This window comes from Pseudoduganella sp. RAF19, from assembly GCF_052114165.1.
Classification (GTDB): domain Bacteria; phylum Pseudomonadota; class Gammaproteobacteria; order Burkholderiales; family Burkholderiaceae_D; genus Rugamonas.
In genome coordinates this window covers 298,801-319,230 of the sequence record NZ_JBFREF010000008.1, presented here as the reverse complement: position 1 = coordinate 319,230, position 20,430 = coordinate 298,801, and the positions used below count along the sequence as shown (strand labels likewise).

21 protein-coding genes are annotated in these 20,430 nt (G+C 62.1%); 11 read left to right on the top strand and 10 right to left on the bottom strand.

Going from position 1 to position 20,430, the window contains the following annotated elements; all coding sequences use genetic code 11:
• Positions 1–169 precede the first annotated feature (169 nt).
• On the top strand, positions 170–460 hold the full coding sequence (locus AB4Z19_RS22435; RefSeq protein ID WP_395407214.1) for a hypothetical protein: 291 nt from the start codon (positions 170–172) through the stop codon (positions 458–460).
• A gap of 52 nt (positions 461–512) precedes the next feature.
• On the opposite strand, the gene AB4Z19_RS22430 is transcribed toward AB4Z19_RS22435, so the two are convergent.
• Both AB4Z19_RS22430 and AB4Z19_RS22425 read right to left on the bottom strand, forming a co-directional pair.
• Positions 513–1,076 (bottom strand): TetR/AcrR family transcriptional regulator, encoded by a 564-nt coding sequence (locus AB4Z19_RS22430; RefSeq protein WP_442022825.1) that lies wholly within the window; start codon positions 1,074–1,076, stop codon positions 513–515.
• Between the two features lie 9 nt (positions 1,077–1,085).
• The gene (locus AB4Z19_RS22425) at positions 1,086–1,556 is read right to left on the bottom strand and encodes a nuclear transport factor 2 family protein (protein ID WP_442036045.1); all 471 of its coding nucleotides are present in this window, start codon (positions 1,554–1,556) and stop codon (positions 1,086–1,088) included.
• A gap of 227 nt (positions 1,557–1,783) precedes the next feature.
• Here AB4Z19_RS22425 and moaA point away from each other — a divergent pair, with 227 nt between their 5' ends.
• The 3 genes from moaA to AB4Z19_RS22410 all read left to right on the top strand — a co-directional run bounded on the left by moaA (position 1,784) and on the right by AB4Z19_RS22410 (position 3,993).
• On the top strand, positions 1,784–2,800 hold the full coding sequence (moaA, locus tag AB4Z19_RS22420; RefSeq protein ID WP_442022823.1) for a GTP 3',8-cyclase MoaA: 1,017 nt from the start codon (positions 1,784–1,786) through the stop codon (positions 2,798–2,800).
• 13 nt (positions 2,801–2,813) lie between these two features.
• The gene (locus AB4Z19_RS22415) at positions 2,814–3,059 is read left to right on the top strand and encodes a MoaD/ThiS family protein (RefSeq protein ID WP_442022822.1); all 246 of its coding nucleotides are present in this window, start codon (positions 2,814–2,816) and stop codon (positions 3,057–3,059) included.
• Positions 3,060–3,123: 64 nt separating this feature from the next.
• On the top strand, positions 3,124–3,993 hold the full coding sequence (locus AB4Z19_RS22410; protein WP_442022821.1) for a hypothetical protein: 870 nt from the start codon (positions 3,124–3,126) through the stop codon (positions 3,991–3,993).
• A gap of 13 nt (positions 3,994–4,006) precedes the next feature.
• On the opposite strand, the gene AB4Z19_RS22405 is transcribed toward AB4Z19_RS22410, so the two are convergent.
• Both AB4Z19_RS22405 and AB4Z19_RS22400 read right to left on the bottom strand, forming a co-directional pair.
• A complete protein-coding gene (locus AB4Z19_RS22405) occupies positions 4,007–4,204 on the bottom strand; it encodes an HVO_A0114 family putative DNA-binding protein (RefSeq protein WP_442022820.1) in 198 nt (65 codons plus the stop codon).
• A complete protein-coding gene (locus tag AB4Z19_RS22400; RefSeq protein ID WP_442022819.1) occupies positions 4,201–5,610 on the bottom strand; it encodes an aminotransferase-like domain-containing protein in 1,410 nt (469 codons plus the stop codon). The genes AB4Z19_RS22405 and AB4Z19_RS22400 overlap by 4 nt, the downstream gene beginning before the upstream one ends.
• Before the next feature lie 172 nt (positions 5,611–5,782).
• Here AB4Z19_RS22400 and AB4Z19_RS22395 point away from each other — a divergent pair, with 172 nt between their 5' ends.
• Genes AB4Z19_RS22395 through AB4Z19_RS22365 form a run of 7 tightly spaced genes read left to right on the top strand, consistent with a single transcriptional unit; the run spans position 5,783 to position 14,814 of the window.
• Positions 5,783–8,101: an FdhF/YdeP family oxidoreductase gene (locus tag AB4Z19_RS22395; protein WP_442036043.1), complete on the top strand. Its 2,319-nt coding sequence runs from the start codon at positions 5,783–5,785 to the stop codon at positions 8,099–8,101.
• A complete protein-coding gene (locus AB4Z19_RS22390; protein WP_442036042.1) occupies positions 8,094–9,449 on the top strand; it encodes a cytochrome ubiquinol oxidase subunit I in 1,356 nt (451 codons plus the stop codon). Before AB4Z19_RS22395 ends, AB4Z19_RS22390 begins: the two co-directional genes overlap by 8 nt.
• On the top strand, positions 9,442–10,407 hold the full coding sequence (locus tag AB4Z19_RS22385) for a cytochrome d ubiquinol oxidase subunit II (protein WP_442036040.1): 966 nt from the start codon (positions 9,442–9,444) through the stop codon (positions 10,405–10,407). The genes AB4Z19_RS22390 and AB4Z19_RS22385 overlap by 8 nt, the downstream gene beginning before the upstream one ends.
• 9 nt (positions 10,408–10,416) lie before the next feature.
• A complete protein-coding gene (locus AB4Z19_RS22380) occupies positions 10,417–11,316 on the top strand; it encodes a bestrophin family protein (RefSeq protein ID WP_442028786.1) in 900 nt (299 codons plus the stop codon).
• Between the two features lie 30 nt (positions 11,317–11,346).
• A complete protein-coding gene (locus tag AB4Z19_RS22375; RefSeq protein WP_442036038.1) occupies positions 11,347–12,588 on the top strand; it encodes a paraquat-inducible protein A in 1,242 nt (413 codons plus the stop codon).
• Complete coding sequence (locus AB4Z19_RS22370; protein ID WP_442036036.1) at positions 12,581–14,218, top strand: PqiB family protein; 1,638 nt, start codon at positions 12,581–12,583, stop codon at positions 14,216–14,218. Before AB4Z19_RS22375 ends, AB4Z19_RS22370 begins: the two co-directional genes overlap by 8 nt.
• Positions 14,215–14,814, top strand: a complete 600-nt coding sequence (locus tag AB4Z19_RS22365) for a PqiC family protein (RefSeq protein ID WP_442027369.1) — start codon at positions 14,215–14,217, stop codon at positions 14,812–14,814. Before AB4Z19_RS22370 ends, AB4Z19_RS22365 begins: the two co-directional genes overlap by 4 nt.
• On the opposite strand, the gene moaB is transcribed toward AB4Z19_RS22365, so the two are convergent.
• From moaB to AB4Z19_RS22335, 6 genes are all read right to left on the bottom strand, one after another.
• Positions 14,811–15,311 carry a molybdenum cofactor biosynthesis protein B gene (gene moaB, locus AB4Z19_RS22360; RefSeq protein WP_442027370.1) on the bottom strand — a complete coding sequence of 167 codons (501 nt, stop codon included), beginning with the start codon at positions 15,309–15,311 and terminating at the stop codon, positions 14,811–14,813. The two genes, AB4Z19_RS22365 and moaB, sit on opposite strands and share 4 nt — an antisense overlap.
• Positions 15,304–16,119 carry a formate dehydrogenase accessory sulfurtransferase FdhD gene (fdhD, locus tag AB4Z19_RS22355; RefSeq protein WP_442027371.1) on the bottom strand — a complete coding sequence of 272 codons (816 nt, stop codon included), beginning with the start codon at positions 16,117–16,119 and terminating at the stop codon, positions 15,304–15,306. Before fdhD ends, moaB begins: the two co-directional genes overlap by 8 nt.
• A 103-nt stretch (positions 16,120–16,222) precedes the next feature.
• Positions 16,223–16,981, bottom strand: coding sequence for a GNAT family N-acetyltransferase (locus AB4Z19_RS22350; RefSeq protein WP_442027372.1), 759 nt, complete (start codon positions 16,979–16,981; stop codon positions 16,223–16,225).
• An 85-nt stretch (positions 16,982–17,066) separates the two neighbouring features.
• Positions 17,067–17,621: a hypothetical protein gene (locus AB4Z19_RS22345; RefSeq protein WP_442027374.1), complete on the bottom strand. Its 555-nt coding sequence runs from the start codon at positions 17,619–17,621 to the stop codon at positions 17,067–17,069.
• Positions 17,622–17,672: 51 nt separating this feature from the next.
• Positions 17,673–19,127 carry a Ppx/GppA phosphatase family protein gene (locus AB4Z19_RS22340; RefSeq protein WP_442036034.1) on the bottom strand — a complete coding sequence of 485 codons (1,455 nt, stop codon included), beginning with the start codon at positions 19,125–19,127 and terminating at the stop codon, positions 17,673–17,675.
• A 140-nt stretch (positions 19,128–19,267) separates the two neighbouring features.
• Positions 19,268–20,425: a GGDEF domain-containing protein gene (locus AB4Z19_RS22335; RefSeq protein WP_442030262.1), complete on the bottom strand. Its 1,158-nt coding sequence runs from the start codon at positions 20,423–20,425 to the stop codon at positions 19,268–19,270.
• Between the last annotated feature and the right edge of the window lie 5 nt (positions 20,426–20,430).

Here is a 20,430-nt window from a genome sequence, read left to right as displayed (position 1 = left end):
GATTATTTTTTGTACAAAACCTCGCAAAATTTTGTAACCGTAGTATGATTTAATTAACTTGCTTGGTCATATTTACAACAGATACGCCACGCCAGGGACAACCAAGAGTCAGTGGCGCCAGACAAGCATTCGCCTTTCTATCCATGTAGTTAACTTCAGGGAGGAGCAAATGAGCGTCAGGCAAAAGAAACTGGAATTGATCGAAGCGATGAACCGGGCCAGAGCATTGGAACCGTCTAGCTTCGTTCCGAATAAGCTACTCGATACCCTGATCGAGAAGATGCACCTGAAGAATGATGCGGAGTTGTGCCGTGTGCTGGAAGTTCAGCCTCCCATCATTAGCAAGATCCGTCACAGAAAGCTGGCAGTGGGGGCTACCATCCTGCTGCGTATGCATGAGAAGTCCGAGCTCTCCATCAGGGAACTCAAAGAACTCTCGACTGCTTCACAAGTGCACTAAAAATCCGCACGATGCCAGGCGCCGGCATCGCAGTCACCGGCGCCATCTCCCCTTACTGCCCCGGCAGCAGCCGCGCGCGCAGTCGATCCAGTGTTGCAGTGAAGACTTCCGTGCGATCGAATGCACGCGACAGCACCAAAGCCCCCTGAATACCACCGACCGCCTCTTCGGCCAATGCGTGCGCTTGCTTCCTGCTATGGCCGGCCCGAACAAGTGCCTCTGCCAGCGCATCGATCCAGACAGCAAAGTAATCGCGGACGCGCTCGGCAAAGCGGTCGCGCTCGTTGCCCAGGGCGAACACCCCCACCAGGCACACTTTGCGGCCGGACAGGAAATAGCGCCCCACCTCGTCGAACATGGCGGCGATGCCTTGCTTAGCGTCGGCATTGTCGCGCAGCGGTTCGAACACGTGCTGGTGGAACCAGCCGTCGATCTGTTCCAGCACGACGGCCGCCATTTCCTCTTTGCCTCCGGGGAAGAAGTGATAGATGCTGCCTTTCCCTAACCTGGTTCCTTCAGTAATACGAGCCAGACTGGCCCCTTCGAAACCATAGGTGCGGAACACTTCCGCCAGCAGCGGAATCACGTCTTCCCGTTCCGCGATGACTCTCGCCATGAATACTCCTTAAAAACCGAAATCGCTCAGGCCCGGGTGATCGGCCGGGCGCGGACCGCTATTGTCCCAGAAGAACTTGCGATCCTCCTGTTTGATTGGATGCTCATTGATGCTGGCGTGACGGTGGTGCATTAGGCCGTTTTCGTCGAACTCCCAGTTTTCATTGCCGTAAGCACGATACCACTGGCCGGAATCGTCGCGGTATTCGTAGGCAAAGCGCACGGCAATGCGCGCACCGTCATGTGCCCACAGTTCCTTGATCAGGCGGTAGTCGAGTTCACGCGTCCATTTGCGCTTGAGGAAGCCGACGATGGCTTCGCGGCCCTGGACGAACTCGCCGCGGTTGCGCCACCAGCTGTCTTCGGTATAGGCCAGAGCGACTTTTTCCGGGTCGCGGGTGTTCCAGCCGTTTTCGGCGAGGCGAACTTTTTCGATAGCGGTTTCACGGGTGAAAGGTGGCAGGGGCGGACGGATGGACATGTTAATTCTCCTTAAGTGTACTGATTGGGACATTATTTACCGAACGGTACAATTACTATATTCCGCTTGCTGGCACGCCGCAAGCTTTTTTTGAACCCACAGCCTGAAGCGGGTGGCTGCCACGCCGTGGCAGCCACCTGGTTCACGCCTTGGGTTCTTTCTGTACCCCTGGTTAGCAGCCGTGACTGTGCTGCTGTACTCTCCCGCCCCGGCGCTATCCTTTTGCCATGGATACTCTCGATACCCGCGGCCGGCCCCTGAAGGATTTGCGCTTGTCTGTCATCGACCAGTGCAACTTCCGCTGCCCCTATTGCATGCCGAAGGAAAGTTATGGACCGGACTTTCCCTTCATGACTTCGTCCGAGCGCCTGTCGTTCGACGAACTGGCCCGGCTGGCGAAAGTGTTTGTCGGCCTGGGCGTGGAGAAAATCCGCATCACCGGCGGCGAGCCGCTGCTGCGCAAGGATCTGCCACGGCTGATCGAATACTTGGCTGCGATGCATACCGTGAGCGGCAAGCCGCTCGATATCGCGCTCACCACCAATGGCTCGCTGCTGGCCAAGCAGGCGCAGTCGCTGAAGGACGCAGGTCTGCGCCGCATCACGGTCAGCCTGGACAGCCTGGATGAAGCGCTTGCGGCGCGCATGAACGGCGTCGGCTTTCCCGTGGCGCGCATCCTCGAAGGCATTGAGGCGGCGCAGCGCGTAGGCCTGGCGCCGGTCAAGGTCAACACCGTGATCGAGCGCGGCGTGAACGACAGCCAGATCCTGCCGCTGGTGCGCCATTTCCGCTACAGCGGCGTGCAGCTGCGTTTCATCGAATACATGGACGTGGGTGGCGCCAGCCGCTGGAATTCCTCGCAGGTGCTGGAGGCGGACGCCATCCGCGCCATCGTGCAGCAAGCCTGGCCACTGCTGCCCGGCATCGCGCCGCGCGGCCACGACACGGCCGAACTGTGGCACCACGCGGACGGTGCGGGCACCGTAGGCTTCATCGCCAGCATGTCTCATCCCTTCTGCGGCGACTGTACGCGCGCTCGCGTGGCGGCGGACGGCAAGGTCTATCTCTGCCTGTTCGCGCAGCAAGGCACCGACTTGCGGCCGTGGCTGGGCGAGGAGCAGGAAGGTGCGTTGGCTTCACGCGTACGCGCCCTGTGGCAAGCGCGCGGCGACCGTTATTCCGAATTACGCGGCCCGGCCGCGCGCAAGCACCGCGTGGTGCGCATGTCTTTGGTGGGAGGTTGAATTGAAGTTCAGAGTGCGATATTTCGCCGCACTGCGCGAGCAGTCAGGCATCAGTACCGAATCAATTGAAATAGACGAGCCACGCATCACGCTGGCCGACCTGCAGGAACGCCTGGCAGAGCGCAATCCCGCACTGGCGGAAGCTTTTGCCACGCAACGCCTGCTACGCATCTCCGTCGACTTCCGCATGCGCGGCCCCGAACACGAGCTGACTCACGACTGCGAAATCGCCTTCTTCCCCCCGGTGACCGGCGGGTAGACTTCATCCACAGCATTGCTTGCCATATGATAAATTTAGCTTTTCTGACAAAAGAACTAAATTCATGGCAGTCTCGCTTCAAAAATGGACTCAGCTGGCAGGCAAGTTTCGTGACTTTCTGCTCGGCGCACTGGGCCTTGCCTGCATCGGAATCGCAATCTACTTTTCGGCAAATGACCGCCTTCAGACGGCCAGCCTGCTTTTCACTGCGGGCTTGCTCCTGTGCGCGTTCTCCAGCCTTTCACGCTTTGAATCGATCAAAGGCCTCGGTGTCGAAGCAAAGCTGGTCGCATTGAACGACAAAGTGTCGGAAGCCGACCAGCTCTTGAAGCACATGCGGGAGATGGCTGGCTTGATGGCGGATACATCGTTTCAGATGATCGGGAAACTTGGCCGATGGGATGCAGAGATCCCGAAACAGGAAATGCTGAGGACTGTCGAAGGCCTCAATAAGCTGCTGATTGCGCTCGGCGAAGCTGGTCCGGAAATCGAACGCCGCTTAGGCCCATGGCACGCCCACAATGTGCGCGAGTTAGCCCAACCTATTGCGGGAGCACTTCAAAAATTCGTGCAATTTCAGAATCAGCTATTAACCGATCAAACGCGACAGCCTGCCAGCGCCCTGCTCACACCAGCAGAGGTCAGCGACAAGTTCGAGCGAAACGCGGAATTTTTAAGAAAGACCATCGACATCTGGCGCGCCGACGTTGATCGCCTGCCCGATGCGGTAACGGATCTGATTCGCGGGTCGACCAACGCGCCGCCTGAACATCTCCGCTGGCTTCAGGGCCAACTCGATGGCACGCTTGAAGAGCTGCGCTTCTACCTCAAACACAAGAAGTTCCAGAATCAGGCTGCCTGGCTGGCACGCCCATATGCCTGGGAAATACCGCTCGACTTTACCAGCCTGAAAATCCCCGCGATCAAATATTGAGGGCCGGTGCAGTTCAAGCAGCCGGCGGGATAATGCGCACATTGTCGCCGTCGCGCTGAACCAGACCTGCGGCTTCCAGCACGGACAACTCGCGCAGCAAAGTGCTCATCGCCCTGCCCGACTGCTTCGCCAGGCGCGCCAGCGAACAGGGGCGTTCCGCTTCCAGCTCCGCGATCCTGGCCAGCAGGGATACCAGTTCTTCCTCATTCACAGTAATTCTCCAACCAGTTTGCCCAGCGTGCGCAGGGCGTCCTCGATCTCTTTCGACCAGGGATAGCTGAAATTCAGCCGGATGTAGTTCGTGTAACTGCCGCGCGCCGAGAACATATGGCCTGGGCCAACCGTGATCTTGCGCTCCAGCGCTTTCGAATACAGCTGCATCGCGTCCACGCCGTCGGGCAGTTTCACCCACAGCACGTAGCCGCCCTGCGGTTCCGAGACTTCCGTCCCGGCCGGGAAAAAGCGCAGCGCGGCCGCCGCCATCATCCGTGCCCGCTGTTCATAGCCTTTGCGGACTTTGCGCAGGTGGCGGTCGTAGCCATCGTTTTGCAGATACTCCGCAATCGCCAGCTGCGGCAAGGATGGTGTAGTGAGCGTGTTCAGGAACTTGAGCTTTTCCACTTGCGCCGTATAGCGTCCCGGCAGCGCCCAGCCGATGCGGTAATTGGCGGTCAGGCTCTTGGAAAACGATGAGCAGTGCAGCACGATGCCCTTGGTGTCATACGACTTCAGGCAGGTCGGGTGGGTGTCGCCGTAATACAGCTCGTGGTAGACATCGTTTTCGATCACAGGAATGTCGTGCTCCGACAGCAGCTCCACCAGCTCGCGCTTGCGCGCGTCAGGCATCTGGAAGCCCAGCGGATTCTGGAAGTTCGGCATCACCATGCAGGCCGCCACACGCTGCTGCGCCAGCGCCGTGCGCAGCGCTTCAATGCTGATGCCCTTGCGGTGATCGGTCGGGATTTCCAGCGCACGCATGCCCATGCGCTCGATCGCGTGCAGCATGGCGTAAAAAGTCGGCGATTCGACGGCGATGGTGTCGCCCGGCTTGGCCACGGCCTGAAGGCACATATTGATCGCTTCCGTGGCGCCTACCGTGATGATGATTTCGGAAGGATCGACCACCAGCCCATTCTCCATATGGCGGCGCGCGATCTGGCGGATCAGCTGCGGATTCCCCGGCGGCAGATCGTCCATCACACTCCATTCCTGGCTGCGGCGCGCAATCGCGTTGGCGTACTGGCTGATGCGCGGCCAGGGGAACGGTGCGGGGTCGGGATACGGCGAGCCTAGCGGAATGGCGCCCTGGGTGCGGATGGTACGCAGCGTCGATAGCACCAGCCGGCTCACATCCACTTCCGACGACAGCACCAGTGGCGCCGGCTCCGCACTGCGCAGCGTGGTCCGTGGACGTGGGCGCACGAAATAGCCTGACTGCGGACGGCTCTCGATCACGCCGCGGCTCTCCAGCAGCGAGTAGGCGCGCAGCACGGTGCTGATACTCAGCGAGCGATGCTGGCTGGCCTGGCGCACGGAAGGCAGGCGCTCGCCTTCCAGCAGCACGCCGCGCACCACCTGGCCCTCAATATCCGCAGCAAGTGTCTCGTAAAGATTCATAGGCATAGCATGGTAGGGCGGATCATCGATCCGCCATGCCAGTATATCGCAGCAGTACAGTTGCGAACTGGCCCGGTCCACTGTACTCCCCTCCGCCGCCTCTTTCTGTACACGCCGCGCATCACCCAGCGCCAATAACCTTACGGTACGCACAACAGAAAGGAAGCGCATCATGGCAAAACCCGAATCCAAAGGCCATATCTCCCCCTACAGCAACCCTGCCGGCGGCTGGGGAGCCCTGAAATACGTGGCCCTGAACCTGTACCGCGAACGCGTCAGCGCAGGCAATCTGAGCACGCTGTTCTCCCAGAACCAGCCGGACGGCTTCGACTGCCCCGGCTGCGCATGGCCCGACCGTGCCCACACCTCCACCTTTGAATTCTGCGAAAACGGCGTGAAGGCCGTGGCGGCCGAAGCGACCAGCAAGCGCGTACGCGCCGAATTCTTCGCCAAATACACCGTCGCGCAGTTGATGGAGCAAACCGACTACGAGCTGGAACAGCATGGCCGCCTGACCGATCCGATGGTGTACGACAGCGCCAGCGACAAATACGTCCCCATCGCCTGGGCCGATGCCTACAAGCTGATTGGCCGCCATCTGAACGCACTGGACGATCCGAACCGCGCCGCCTTCTACACTTCCGGCCGCGCCAGCAACGAAGCCGCCTATCTCTACCAGCTGTTCGTGCGCATGTACGGCACCAACAATTTCCCCGACTGCTCCAATATGTGCCACGAAGCGACCAGCCGAGGACTGCCGCAAACGGTCGGCGTCGGCAAAGGCACCGTCACGCTGGACGACTTCGAACATGCGGATACCCTGCTGCTGTTCGGTCAGAACCCCGCCACCAATCACCCGCGCATGATGGGCGAGCTGCGTGAATGCGCGAAGCGCGGCGCCACCATCGTTTCCATCAACCCGCTGAAGGAGCGCGGCCTGGAGCGCTTCCAGGACCCGCAAAGTCCCGGCGAGATGGTCACCAACGGCAGCACCCACATCAGCAATATGTTCGTGCAGCCCAAACTCGGCGGCGACTTCGCGCTGATCAAAGCCATCGCCAAGCGCCTGGTGGAACTGGATGACAAAGCCATGGCCGCAGGTCTGAGCCGCGTGCTCGATACGGACTTCATCGCCGAGCACACCGTCGGCTTCCACAATTTCGCCCGCGACCTGCGCGACGAAAGCTGGCATGTGCTGATCGAAGAATCAGGCATCAGCCGCGAACAAATCGAAGAACTGACCCTGCTCTATGCCACCAGCGAACGCGTGATCTGCACCTGGGGCATGGGCCTCACCCAGCACAAAAATTCCGTGCAGGCGATCCAGATGCTGTCGAATCTCATGATGATGCGCGGGAATATCGGCAAGCCCGGTGCGGGACTGTGCCCGGTGCGTGGGCACTCCAATGTACAGGGCGATCGTACCGTCGGCATTGAAGAACAGCCTTCCGTCGAATTCCTCGACCGCCTGCAGAAGGTCTACGATTTCGAGCCCCCGCGCCATCACGGCCTGGACGTGGTGAACACCATCCACGCCATGCTCGATGGCCGCGTCAAAGTCTTCATCGGCTTGGGCGGCAACTTCGCCCAGGCCACGCCGGATACGCCGCTGACCTGGCAAGGCCTGCGCAATTGCGACCTGACCGTGCATATCGCCACCAAACTGAATCGCAGCCACCTGATTCACGGCCGTGATGCGCTGATCCTGCCAACCCTGGGCCGTACCGAAATCGACCTGCAGAACGGCGTGGCGCAAGGCGTGACCGTGGAAGACTCGGTCAGCATGGTGCACATCTCCTACGGCATCAACCAGCCCGCCTCGCCCAACCTGATGTCGGAAGTGGCCATCGTCGCCAATATTGCGCAGGCCACGCTGGGCAGCAAGAAGGTCGACTGGCTGCGCTTTGCGGGCGACTATGCCCTGATCCGCGATGAAATCGAAAAAGTCTTCGACGACTTCTACGACTACAACGAGCGCATCGCCAAACCGGGCGGCTTCCATCTGAAGGTCGCTTCGCGCGAACGCGAATGGCTGACGCCAAGCGGCAAGGCGCAGTTCCTGGTCAACGCCGTCGACCGCGACACGCCGATCCACCGTGCCCGCGCCATTCATGGCAAGCGTCTGCTGACGATGATGACCACGCGTTCGCACGACCAGTACAACACCACCATCTATGGTCTGGATGACCGCTACCGCGGCGTGTTCGGTCTGCGCCGCGTGATCTTCATCAACAAGGAAGACCTGCATATGCTGGGCTTCCAGGCTGGCGGCCGCGTGGACGTTACCAGCGTCTGGCCGGATGGCGTGCAGCGCCGCGCCGACGACTTCCTGCTGGTGGAATACGACATTCCGCGTGGCTGCGTGGGCGCCTATTACCCCGAGACCAATCCGCTGGTGCCGCTGGAAAGCGTGGCGGACCTGGCCAATACGCCAACCTCCAAGTCGATCCCGGTCCTGCTGCATCCCGCCCAAGGAGAACATCATGCATGAGGCGAGCCTGATGCTGTCGCGCGCGCAGTTCGCGATGACAGCCATCTTTCACATCCTGTGGCCCATCCTGACCATCAGCCTGTCCGCCTTCGTGATGCTGATGGAAGCGCTGTGGCTGCGCCGTGGTGAAGTGATCTACTACCACCACGTGCGCTACTGGAGCAAGCTGCTGATCCTGAACTTCGCCGTGGGCGTGGTCAGCGGCATTCCGATGGAATTCCAGTTCGGCACCAACTGGGCAGGCTTCTCGCGCTTCACCGGACAATTTATCGGCAATATCCTCGGCTTCGAAGGCGCCATGGCCTTCATGCTGGAGGCAGGCTTCATCGGCGTCATGCTGTGGGGCTGGGGCAAGGTGCCACGCAAGGTGCACCTGTTCGCAACCGCCATGGTGGCGCTGGGTTCGACCATTTCCGCCTTCTGGATTATGGTCGCCAACTCATGGATGCAAACGCCGGCCGGTATCGCTGTCGAAAACGGCAAGGTCGTCGTCACCAGCTATGTTGACGCCATCTTCAACCCGGCCATGGCCTTTGGCGTGTCGCATATGTGGCTGGCCGCCATGGAAACCGGTCTGGTGGTGGTGATTGGCATCTCGGCCTGGCATCTGTATCGCCGCCGCCACGCGCCCTTCTTCGCCCGCTCCTTCAAGATCGCACTGCTCACCTTGGCTGTCGTGGCGCCACTGCAAGTGCTGATCGGCGACGCCAGCGGCGTGGAAGTCTTTGAGCGCCAGCCTGCCAAAGGTGCGGCCATCGAAGGCCACTGGGAAACCAACGCGCCCGGCACCGCCGCCAACTGGTCGCTGCTGGCCTGGCCGAACAAGCAGGAACAGCGCAACGACTGGTCGCTGGAACTGCCTGGCATGCTGAGTATCCTGGCCACGCACGACGTTCACGGCAAAGTGACCGGCATGCGCGACATCCCGCTGGAAGACCAGCCACCTGCCCTGCCCCTGCTGTATTACGCCTTCCGCGTGATGGCGGGCATTGGCTTCCTGCTGGCCGCACTGGCCGTGTGGACCGCCTGGGGCCTGAAGCGCGCCCGTGGACGTCTTGAAGCGCTGCTGGCCCAGCGCAAGCTGCTGCTGGCCTGGGTGCTGTGCATCCCGCTGCCTTATATCGCAGTGGAATGCGGCTGGATCGTGCGTGAAGTGGGCCGCCAGCCGTGGTCGGTCTACGGACTGCTGCGCACCAGGGACGCGGCATCATCGGTCGCGGCGGGCGCCATCTGGTCCAGCAGCGCCATGTTCATCGCCTTCTACATCGTCTTGTTTATCGCCTTCTTCACCTTTGCCCGCAAATGGCTGCGCAACGGTCCACAATTCGAGGAGCCAAATCATGCATGAAATTCTGACTAACGCCTGGTTCGGCCTGATGTGCCTGATGCTGGTGTTCTATGTGATTACCGACGGCTTCGATCTCGGCGTCGGCATTCTCAGCCTGTTCTCGCGTGAGGAAAAGGAACGCGACCAGATCTTCCTGTCCATCGGCCATGTGTGGGATGCCAATGAAACCTGGCTGGTGGTGCTGGGCGGCGCAATGTTTGGCGCCTTCCCTGCCGCCTATGCGGCCCTGATGGAGCAGTTGTACGTGCCAGTGATGGCACTGATCGCCAGCCTGATTGCACGAGGAGCCGCCATTGAATTCCGCCATGCCGCGGGCCGCCGCCGCGGCTGGGACATCGTCTTCGGCATCGGCAGCCTCGGCGCCGCCGCCTGCCAGGGTGTGATCCTGGGCCGCGTCATCACCGGCCTGGAGCCGGGAGGACTGTCCTTCGGCTTCACCGCCCTGTGCGCGCTGGGCGTGATTGCGGGCTATGCGCTGCTGGGCGCCACTTACCTGATCAAGAAGACGCATGATGAACTGGTCGTGGCTTCGCGCCGCCATACCGTCATCAGCCTGTTGCTGGCTTTTGGCGCGGCGACGGTGCTGACGGCGATGTCGATGCAGTTCCCGGAAATCGGCCATGACCGCTGGATGCAGCCGGGCGTGTTCCCGCTGCTGGCGGCGCTGGCCGGACTGGCCGCTTTCGCCGGTGCCTATGTGCTGTATTCCCTGCACATTCAATCCAGCCAGGGACCGTTCCGCGGCGCCATCCTGCTGTTCCTGGCCTCCTTCCTGGGCCTGGGCGTGAGCATTTTCCCCGACCTGGTGCCGGGCAAGCTCTCGCTGGCGCAGGCGGCGTCGGACAGCGCCACGATGGCCTTCATGCTGTGCGGGATCGCTGTTGTGTTCCCGGTCATGATCGGCTATAACTTGTACCAATACCACGTGTTCCGCGGGCGCGTGGACCTGAGTCACTAAGGAGATCCCATGATCGTCCGTCCCCAGGCTAACTGGTTCCGCATGCTGCTGATATGGCATGGCTCCGTTTTGCCAATGGTCCTGCCGCAACTGGCGATCATGCTGGTCATCAGCCTGGTCGCCGTGTATGGGAACGGACGCTTCTTCGGCGAGCATCTGCACCTCGACACGGCGCCCTTCTCCCTGCTGGGCGTCAGCCTGGCTATTTTCCTCGCCTTCCGCAACAACGCCAGCTACCAGCGCTATGTGGAAGCGCGCCAGCTGTGGGGCAATGTGCTGATCGCGGCGCGCGCCCTGACGTCGCAGACGCTGGTCTACCTGCCGGAGGGCCGAATCGACCGCGTCCGCTTTTCGCATCGCCTGATCGCCTTTGTGCATCTGCTGCGCCATCAGCTGCGCCGCACCGATCCCAAGCCGGACCTGGAGCGCTTGCTGCCGCCCGAAGAAGCCGCGGCGCTTGCGCTGCGTGCCTACCGTCCGATATGCGTGCTGAATGAACTGCGCCGCGAGCTGCATGACGCGGCCGATCCGCAAACCATGTGGATGCTGGATGCACAGATCAACCGCCTGGCCGAAGCCGTCGGCGGCTGCGAGCGTATTGCCAGCACCCCCATCCCCTATCCTTACAATGTGCTGCTGCACCGGACCATTTACGCCTACTGTTTCCTGCTGCCGTTTGGCCTGATGCACGCGATCAGCACGGCTACCCCGCTGATCTCGGTGCTGGTGGCTTACACGCTGTTCGCGCTGGAAGCCATCGCCCAGGAAATCGGCGAACCTTTCGGCAATGCGCCAAACTGCCTGGCGCTGGACGCCATGAGCCGGACCATTGAACGTTCGGTGCTGGAATTGTGCGGCCTGCCGATGCCGGACGAGGTCCCCGTCGGCAAGGACTTCAGGATCGATTAGTGCTGCGAAGTTTTGTCGTATCATGCAGCCATGACTGAGAGCAGGCCACGATACGATTTGATCAGCTGTCACGACTGCGGCGTGCTGCATCGGCGGCGCCCCGTACGTCCGCGCGAAAAGGCGCGCTGCGTGCGCTGCCGCTCGGTGCTCTATCGCGGCATTTATTCGGACGCCGGCCGCATGGCGGCCATCACGCTGGCTGCGTTGATCGTCTATCTGATGGCCCAGCTATTCCCCATCGTCGAGCTGGAGGTCAACGGCAACGCTTCGCGCGCCACGCTGCTGGGCGCCATCCTCGTGCTGTGGCAGGAGCATATGCCGCTGGTGGCGACGGCGGTGTTCCTGTTCACCATCCTGTTGCCGGCCATCGAGCTGCTGTCGCTGCTGCACGTGACCCTGGCGCTGGCCGGCGGCCACAAGCCTCGCTTATTCAATCCCCTGCTGCACGCCGTTCATCTGACACGGCGCTGGGGCATGACCGAGGTGCTGATGATCGGCATCCTCATCACCATCGTCAAGATGACCAGCCTGGCCGAGGTGGTACTGGAGCCCGGCCTGTTTGCCTTTGGCGCGTTGACCATCATGCTGGCGATTGTGGTGTCCTTCGATCCGAAAACACTGTGGAATCTGGGCGATGCCCTGTCGCCGCAGCCCTCGCATACGCCAACGGTGCCGCACGAAGCCCTGTCCTGCCATGTTTGCGGCCTGGTGTCGGCGCCGCATAAACGCTGCCCGCGCTGCCACGCACGCCTGCATCGCCGCCATCCGGACAGCATCGGCCGCACCTGGGCTTATCTGATCGCCGCCGCCATCCTGTACATCCCCGCCAACGTGCTGCCGGTGATGTACACCCACTCCCTGTTCGGACGGGAAGACGACACCATTATCAGCGGCGTGCTCTTTTTCTGGAACAGCGGCTCGCCCGGTCTGGCGGCGATCATCTTCATTGCCAGCATCATGGTGCCCGTGCTGAAGCTGGCCGCCCTGTCGCTGCTGGCGTGGACGGCGCAACGCCGCTCGCCCTGGCGGCCGATGCAGCGCACCCGCCTCTACCGCCTGGTGGAGTTCGTGGGCCGCTGGTCCATGCTCGACATCTTCGTCATCACGCTGACGGTGGCGCTGGTGCGCTTCCAGTCGCTGGCCACCATCACCGCCGGGCCGGGCGCAGTGGCTTTCTGCGGCGTGGTGATACTGACCATGGTCGCTTCCATGCAATTCGACCCGCGCCTGATCTGGGACCCGCTCCCACCGAATGGAGAACAACATGTCTGAGAACGACGGCCAGCCGCCCAACACGGCTGGCGCCCCGCTGCCCGAACCCAGGGTCGACAAGGCCGGCCGCTGGCTGCCTTCCCTGGTCTGGCTGGTGCCCCTGATTGCGGCGCTGATCGGGATCACGCTGGTGGCCAGGTCCTATCTGGACCAGGGTCCGACGGTGGTGGTCAGCTTCCGCAGCGGCGAGGGCCTGGAGGCCGGCAAGACCAAGGTGAAATACAAGGATGTGGAAATCGGCCTGGTACGCGCGATCTCCCTGTCGACGGACTTGAGCAAGGTGCTGGTAACCATCGACATGAACAAGGATGCACGACGCTTCACGGCGGCCGATACGCGCTTCTGGGTGGTGAAGCCGCGCATTGGCGTCAGCGGTGTGTCCGGACTCGGGACCCTGCTATCCGGCGCCTATATCGGCGTCGATGCCGGCAAATCGCAGGACACCAGCCACGAATTCACAGGTCTGGAGAAAGTGCCGCAAGTGGCGGGCGACCAGAAAGGCACGCAATACACCTTGCACAGCGAGACACTGGGCTCGATCGATGCCGGCTCGCCCATCTACTACCGCCGCATCACGGTCGGCCAAGTGATCGGCTACGACCTGGAGAACCATGGCCAGGGCGTGGCAATCAAGGTCTTCGTCAATGCACCTTACGACCAGTACGTCGGCAAGAATACGCGCTGGTGGCACGCGAGCGGCGTCGATCTGCGGCTTGATTCCAACGGCTTCAAGCTGAACACGCAATCGGTGGCGGCTCTGCTGATTGGCGGCATCGCCTTCGAATCGCTCAGCGGACGGCAACCGGATGCCCTGGCGCAGGCCGGCAGCGACTTCCCGCTGGCCTCCGATCAGGCCAAGGCGATGCGCGAACAGGATGGCGCGCCGATTACCACCGTGTTCTACTTCAACCAGTCGGTGCGCGGCCTGTCGCCAGGCGCGCCGGTGGACTTCCGCGGCATCGTGCTGGGCGAAGTGCGTTCGGTGGGCGTGGAATTCGATCCGGTCAAGAAGGACTTCAGGATGCCGGTCACGGTGGACATGTACCCAAGCCGCCTGGGGCGCCGCTTCCAGGCCACGGTGGCGGACGAGCAGGACCGCAATGCCGGTCCGGTGGTACTGGAACGCATGGTCAGCCACGGCCTGCGCGGCCAGCTGCGCACGGGGAATCTGCTGACCGGCCAGTTGTACATCGCGCTGGACTTCTTCCCCAACGCGGCCCAGGTCAAGCTGGATATGAGCGCCTATCCGATCGAGGTGCCGACGGTGCCGAATGCGCTGGACGAGTTGCAGACCCAGATCGCCAGCATCGCGCGCAAGCTGGATAAAGTGCCGTTCGACCAGATCGGCAACAACCTGCGCGATTCGCTGAAGAGCGCCGATACGCTGTTCAAGAAAGTCGATGCGCAGCTGGTGCCGGAGCTGCAGGCCACGCTGGGCGAGGCGCGCCAGACCTTCGGCGCGGCGCAGCAGGTGCTGCAGCAGGATTCGCCGGTGCAGTCCGACCTCCGCACCGCGCTGCAGCAGCTGACGCAAACACTGCAATCGCTGAGCGAATTGTCCGACTACCTCGAACGCCATCCGGAGGCGATCATCCGCGCCAAACCTCTGCCCATGAAGGAGAACAAATGATGCGCTGGCACGTTTTGTCAGGCGGCGCGGCAGCCGCATTGCTGCTGGCAGGCTGCGCGAGCGCGCCGCCGGAACACTTCTATAGCCTCAGCAGCGGCATGGCGCCCGCCTCGGCCGCGCCCAATCCCGGCTACTACATCGAAGTGCACAATGTGAGCGTGCCGCAGCAACTGGCGCGCAGCCAGCTGGTGGTGACTTCGGGTGAAGGACGCATCGACGTGCTGGAGCAGGAGCGCTGGGCTTCGCCGCCCGCTTCGGAAATCGGACAGGCACTGTCGCTGGCGGTGTCGGGCGAGCTTGGCGCAATTGACGTGTTCCGCACCCAGCCGCCGGACAAGGCCACGGTCTATCGCATCAGCACCAGCGTGCAGCGTTTCGAGTCCGCGCCCGGCCAGTATGCCCTGCTGGACGCGGTGTGGAGCGTGCGCCCGGCGGGCAGCCAGCAAGTCCTGACCTGCCGCACCATCGCCCGCGAAGAAGTGGCAGCAGGCAATGAGGCATTAGTGATGGGCCATCGGCGCAATATCGCCCATATGGCCGCCGATATCGCCAGGGCGGTGCGCAGCCAGGCGTCCGGCACGGGGGCTTGTCCTTAAGGTTTGAAGCGCGAGGCGAAGTTGCAGGGCTTGTGGCGGCTGTCCAATTGTTCGGCGAGGATGCCGTCCCAGGCCAGCCGGCAAGCGCCGGGGGAACCCGGCAGGCAGAAAATCAGCGTCTCATTGGCGATGCCCGCCAAGGCGCGGGCCTGCAAGGCGGACGTACCGATATCGTCGTAGGACAGCTGACGCAGCATCTCGCCAAATCCCGGCACTTCGCGGTCCAGCAGCGGCAGCACCGCGTCCGGCACCACATTATTCGCCGCAAAGCCGGTACCGCCGCTGGTCAGCACCACCTGAATCTCGTTCTCGGCGATGCAGTCGCTCATGACGCGGCGGATTTCGTACAAATTGTCCGGCACGATGGCGCGTCGTACCAGCTGATGGCCAGCCGCTTGCAGGCGTTCGGCCAGCAGATCGCCGGAACTGTCATCGGCTGCCGTGCGGCGGCTGCTGACGGTGAATACGGCGATGCGCAAGCTGACGGGATCAGGCATGTTCCACCTCCGTGTATTCGACGAAGCCATCGGCGCGGCAGAAGCTGACCAGTTTCAGGCCTGCCTGGCGGGCAATATCGATGGCCAGCGAGGTGGGTGCCGAAATCGTGGCCAGCATGGGAATCTGCATGCGCGCCGCCTTGCGCGCCAGCTCGTAGCTCGCGCGGCTCGATAGGAAGACGAAGCCCTGGCGCATATCGATACCCTGCATGGCGAGATGGCCCACCAGCTTGTCCAGCCCATTGTGACGGCCCACGTCCTCGAATACGCGGTGAACGGCGCCATCCAGTCCGCACCAGGCGGCGGCATGCACGCCGCCGGTCTGGCGCATCAGGGCTTGATGCTGCCCCAGTTCGCGGGCCGCGCGCTCGATGGCAGGCGCCAGCGGCTCCGGCAAATCGGACGGTGGAATGGGTTCCGGCGAGAGATCCAGCAGCTCCAGGCTTTCGATGCCGCATACGCCGCAACCGGTGCGGCCCGCCAAAGAGCGGCGGCGTTCCTTGAGCTGCATGAAGGCGCCCTGCGCGATGGTCAGCTGCACCTCCGCCGCCGCAGGCAGAAGGCGGGCTTCAAGGTCGTAAATCTCGGATTCGGCGCGCACAATGCCTTCGGTCAGGGCAAAGCCGACCGCCAGTTCTTCCAGGTCGCGCGGTGTCGCCATCATCACGGCGTGGGAGATGCCATTAAAGACCAGTGCCACCGGCACTTCTTCCGCCACGTTATCGGTAGCTTGAGCGGCTTGCCGGCCGCGATGGCGCACGATGGCGCGCTCCTGGTAGCCCGCGCGCTGCGGGGGATCGAATTGCATGGTTCACCTCAGATCTCACAATGCCAGTCTGCATGGTAAGAAATGAGGCGCCGCGCGCGCGTGCACAGTTGGGCACGCGGCGCGGGGGTACAGTCAGTACAGCTTAGGCGGCAACGCCGTAGTGACGGGCGTAGCGGTTGTCCAGATTCGCCAGCGGCATCATCAGGTACAGGTCCGCGCTTTCGAAATCAGGGTCCCAGGCCGGTTCGCCGCAGATCCAGGCGCCAGAGCGCATATAGCCTTTCAGCAGGGGTGGAACCTGTGGCGCACGGGCTGCTTCCACCTGGCCGATCGGGAACGGCAGGTGCGGGGTCACGCGGTACTCAGGCGGCGCCATATGGCTTTTCTTCAGGTGCTCATACACTGCGACGGCGTTGTGGCCACCGTCGGCCAGACTGATGCTGGCGCAGCCGGTCAGGTATTCGCACTGGTGACGGCGCATGTACTCGGCCAGGCCGGACCACAGCAGCATGATCACGCTGCCGCCGCGGTAATCAGGGTGAATGCAGGCGCGGCCCGCTTCAACCATGCGGTTGCGCAGGTGGCGCAGGCGGCCCAGATCAAATTCGTTTTCGGAATACACGCGGCCCAGTTTGCGGGCGCCGGCCGGGTTGAGCAGACGATAGGTGCCGACGACCTTCAGGCTGTCGGCTTCGCGAACGATCAGGTGATCACAGACTTCATCGAATTCATCGCTGTCCAGGCCATCTTCGCTGGCCAGGGAAGTCAGCCCCATGCTCTCAATGAACACCTTGTAGCGCAGACGCTGGACTTCGCGCAGTTCTTCCTGGGTGCTGGCCATGCTCAGCAGCAGGCGACCGGTGACGACCTTCTGTTCTACTACTTGAATAGTGTTTTGCATGCTCTGCCTCCTAGTTGAGTCAGAGCAAGCGTAACTATTGATTACTGCCAGAACATGACATTTCTATGTCAGTTCTATGACATGGTCACGCCTTCTTAGGGCGACCGGTCTTCAGCTGTGGCAAAGACGCCAAAACGCTCTGCAGGGTGGCCAGGTCGATCTGGGAAATCAGGGCGACGCCGATACGCAGCAATTCGCTCTTCTTCACTTCGAAACCGGCCTTCAGGCAGGCTTTTTTCACCTGGCCCAGCACTGCGTACTCGGCTTCCGGCATGGTGAAGCTGTCGCGCACCAGCTTTTCCTTGCGCGGCTTCAGCGCATCGACTGGCTTGTCGGCTGGTTTTGCAGCTTTCGGCGCCTTGGCAGGTTTTGCAGCCTTGGCTGGCTTGGCGGCTGGGGCCTTGGCAGCTGGCTTCGCGGCTGCCGCTTTTGGCGCTGCAGCCTTCGGAGCGGCGGTCTTTGCGGCTGGCTTGGCAGCAGGCGCCTTGGCAGCGGCGGTTTTGGCGACCGGTTTAGCGGCCGGTTTAGCAGCAGGCTTGGCCGCTGGCTTGACGGCTGCTTTGGCAGCAGGTTTCACAGCGGCTTTGGCTGCAGGCTTGGCAGCGGTTTTGGCGGCCGGTTTGGCTTTCGTGGCATTCATGGACTGTTCCTTTTATTGAATAATATAAACAATATATACTATTTTTAACTTTTAAGCAGTAGTCCTGATACTGAAATCCACTCCAACCTCGTCCCAGAACTCCTGTTCCTTCTCCATCCAGTACGACAGCGTAGGGTGTTCTGCCACGCGTTCGCGCTTTACTTCCAAGTCGATACGGTTCTTCATGCGCAGCTTGACGCACTTGTCGTCGACTGTAATGCGCGAATGCATGAAGAGAACTGCCAGACGCAGCGCCACGACTGCCTTGGCGAAATCGGAATCCAGCAAATACTCGCTGATTTTGCGCAGATTGCCCTTCTGTGCCAGAACCATGCGCCCCATCACCTTCTGCTCGCGGGTGGTAAAGCCCGGCAGATCGGCGTTTTCGACCATATAGGCCGCGTGCTTATGGTAGCCGGTCTGCGACACCACCATGCCCGTCTCGTGCATCAGCGCGCACCAGAACAGATAGCGTCCCATGCCATCGCTGGACGGCTTCATCTGCTGGAACAAGGTCAAGGCGTCGTTCGCCACGCGGTCGGCGCGCGCTTCGTCCACGTGGAATTTGCGGATGTAGCTGCGCACCGATTCTTCACGGCGGTCGCGGCGCATGGAGCGCAGGTAAAGATCCCACATCACGCCCAGACGCAGGCCCGCTTCCACCGGCTCCAGCCGCTCGACGCCCAGTTCGTGCATGACGCCGATCAGAATGGCCAGGCCGCCGATGACGGTGCTGGCGCGGTCGGGGCGCAGGCCGGGCATGTCGATTTTGCCGACCTGGCCGATGGCGATAAAGCGCTTGCGCACTTCGTTCAGGCTGGCGGGCGTGATGCCGTCGCCCAGCTTGTTCTTCTCGATGATTTCGGCAATGGCCCGGATGGTGCCGGAGGAGCCGTAAGCCCGCTTCCAGTATTCCGGATGATAAGGCGGCGCCCCATCCTCGAAATGGCTGCGTGCCGACAGAATCGCCGCTTCAAACGATGGCGCATCGATACGGCCATTGATGAAGAAGGACAGGCTCTGCTTCACGCTGCCCACACTGAAGGATTCGGCGCGTTCGATGTCCAGGCCGCGGCCCAGGATCAGCTCCGTGGAGCCGCCGCCGATATCCACCACCAGGCGGCGCTCGTTCGGCTGACCCAGTGCGTTGGCTACGCCCATATAAATCAGGCGGCCCTCCTCCTCCCCGGAGATGATCTCGATCGGATAGCCGATGGCTTGCTCGGCCTGCGGCAGGAAGGTTGAGGAATTGCGTGCGGCGCGCAGCACGGCAGTCGCCACTACGCGCACCGCGTCAAGTTCGTACGCAGCCAGCAGGATACGAAAATTTTTCAAGCACATCAGCGCGCGCTGCATCGCGTCCTGCGTCAGATTGCCATTGGCATCGAGGCCGGCAGCAAGACGGATGGGTTCACGCTGGCTTTTCAGTATGCGGATAGTTTCACCATCGTGCTGGCCGATGGAGAGACGGAAGCTATTGGAGCCGAGATCGACGGCGGCAAACATGGTCGATTCCATTTATATCGTTTATACCGAAAATGCTACCACAATACGGGAGCATTGTTACGGGGTAATGACAAAACCAGCGACAGAAAGGCTGGTGCCTGCCACGGCGTGGCAGGCACCGGGTTCACGCCTCGGGTTCCTTATGCCTCAGCCGGCTGGCTAGCTTCGGCGATCTGGTTGTCGCCGCGCAGCTTGGCGGATTGCAGGGCTTCGTCGGCGCGCTTGAACAGGCTGACGGTGCTGTCCTCGGCGCGGATGGTGGTCACGCCCATGCTGGCCGTGAGATTGATCAAGGCGCGCTCGGTCTTCACCGGCGTCGAGGAAATGGCAGTGCGAATGCGCCCCGCCACCATTTTGGCGTCTTCCAGCGAGGTACGCGGCAGCTGGATGGCAAATTCGGCGCCGCCCAGACGTCCGATCTGATCGCTATCGCGCAGCTGGCGTTTGCAGGTATCGACCATGGCTTTCAGCGCCGCATCGCCCGCATGATGGCCATAGCTGTCGTTGACGCGCTTGAACTGGTCAAGGCTGAGCAAAATCAGGGCAGTTGGCTGGCCCGGACGGCGCGCCAGCGCCATCCACGGCGCCAGCGCCTGATAAAAACCGCGGCGGTTCGGCACATCGGTCAAAGGATCGACAATTTCCAGCCGCGCCAGCTCGCCCTGCAGCTTCTCACGCGACAGCAGGAGGTAGCCGAAGGCATTGGTCAGCATCATCAGATAGAAGGCGCCGAAGCCGAACATCTGCATGGCCGGAGGGCTGAGCCAGGACAAGCCGAGCGGGAACAGCGCCGTCAGCGCGCCGCGCACGGCCACCACCACGGTCAGCACGAACATGGCGACAATCAGGAAACGGCGCAGCATGCTGCCGCCACGCCAGGCGACCGCCAGTGCCGCCACGCCGGACAGGAAGAACGCCGCCACCAGCAGCGAGCCGGCCGCAATCCGCAGGCCCGGATCGGCATCCAGAACGTGCAGCGCCAGCAGCACCGCCACCGCGGCGCCCAGCCCCGGCAGCAGCACGCGCCGCCATCCCGGCTTGCTGGCCGCTTCCCACAGGGCGCCGGCATCGAGTGCGAAGCCCGCCAGCAGGATGGCCATGGCCGCCGGTCCGGACAGCCATTCCGGCACCACGCCGCGGAAGTACAGCAGGAACCAGGCCACGGCCTGGCACTGCTTGGCCACCGCCCAGGTGGACAGCGTCAGCGACTTCTTGCTTTCGTACTCAAAGAAAAACAGGGCGGCGCACAGGCTCAGATTGCCCAGCGCCAGTGCCAGAACCAGGGTTTTGATATCCATTGCTT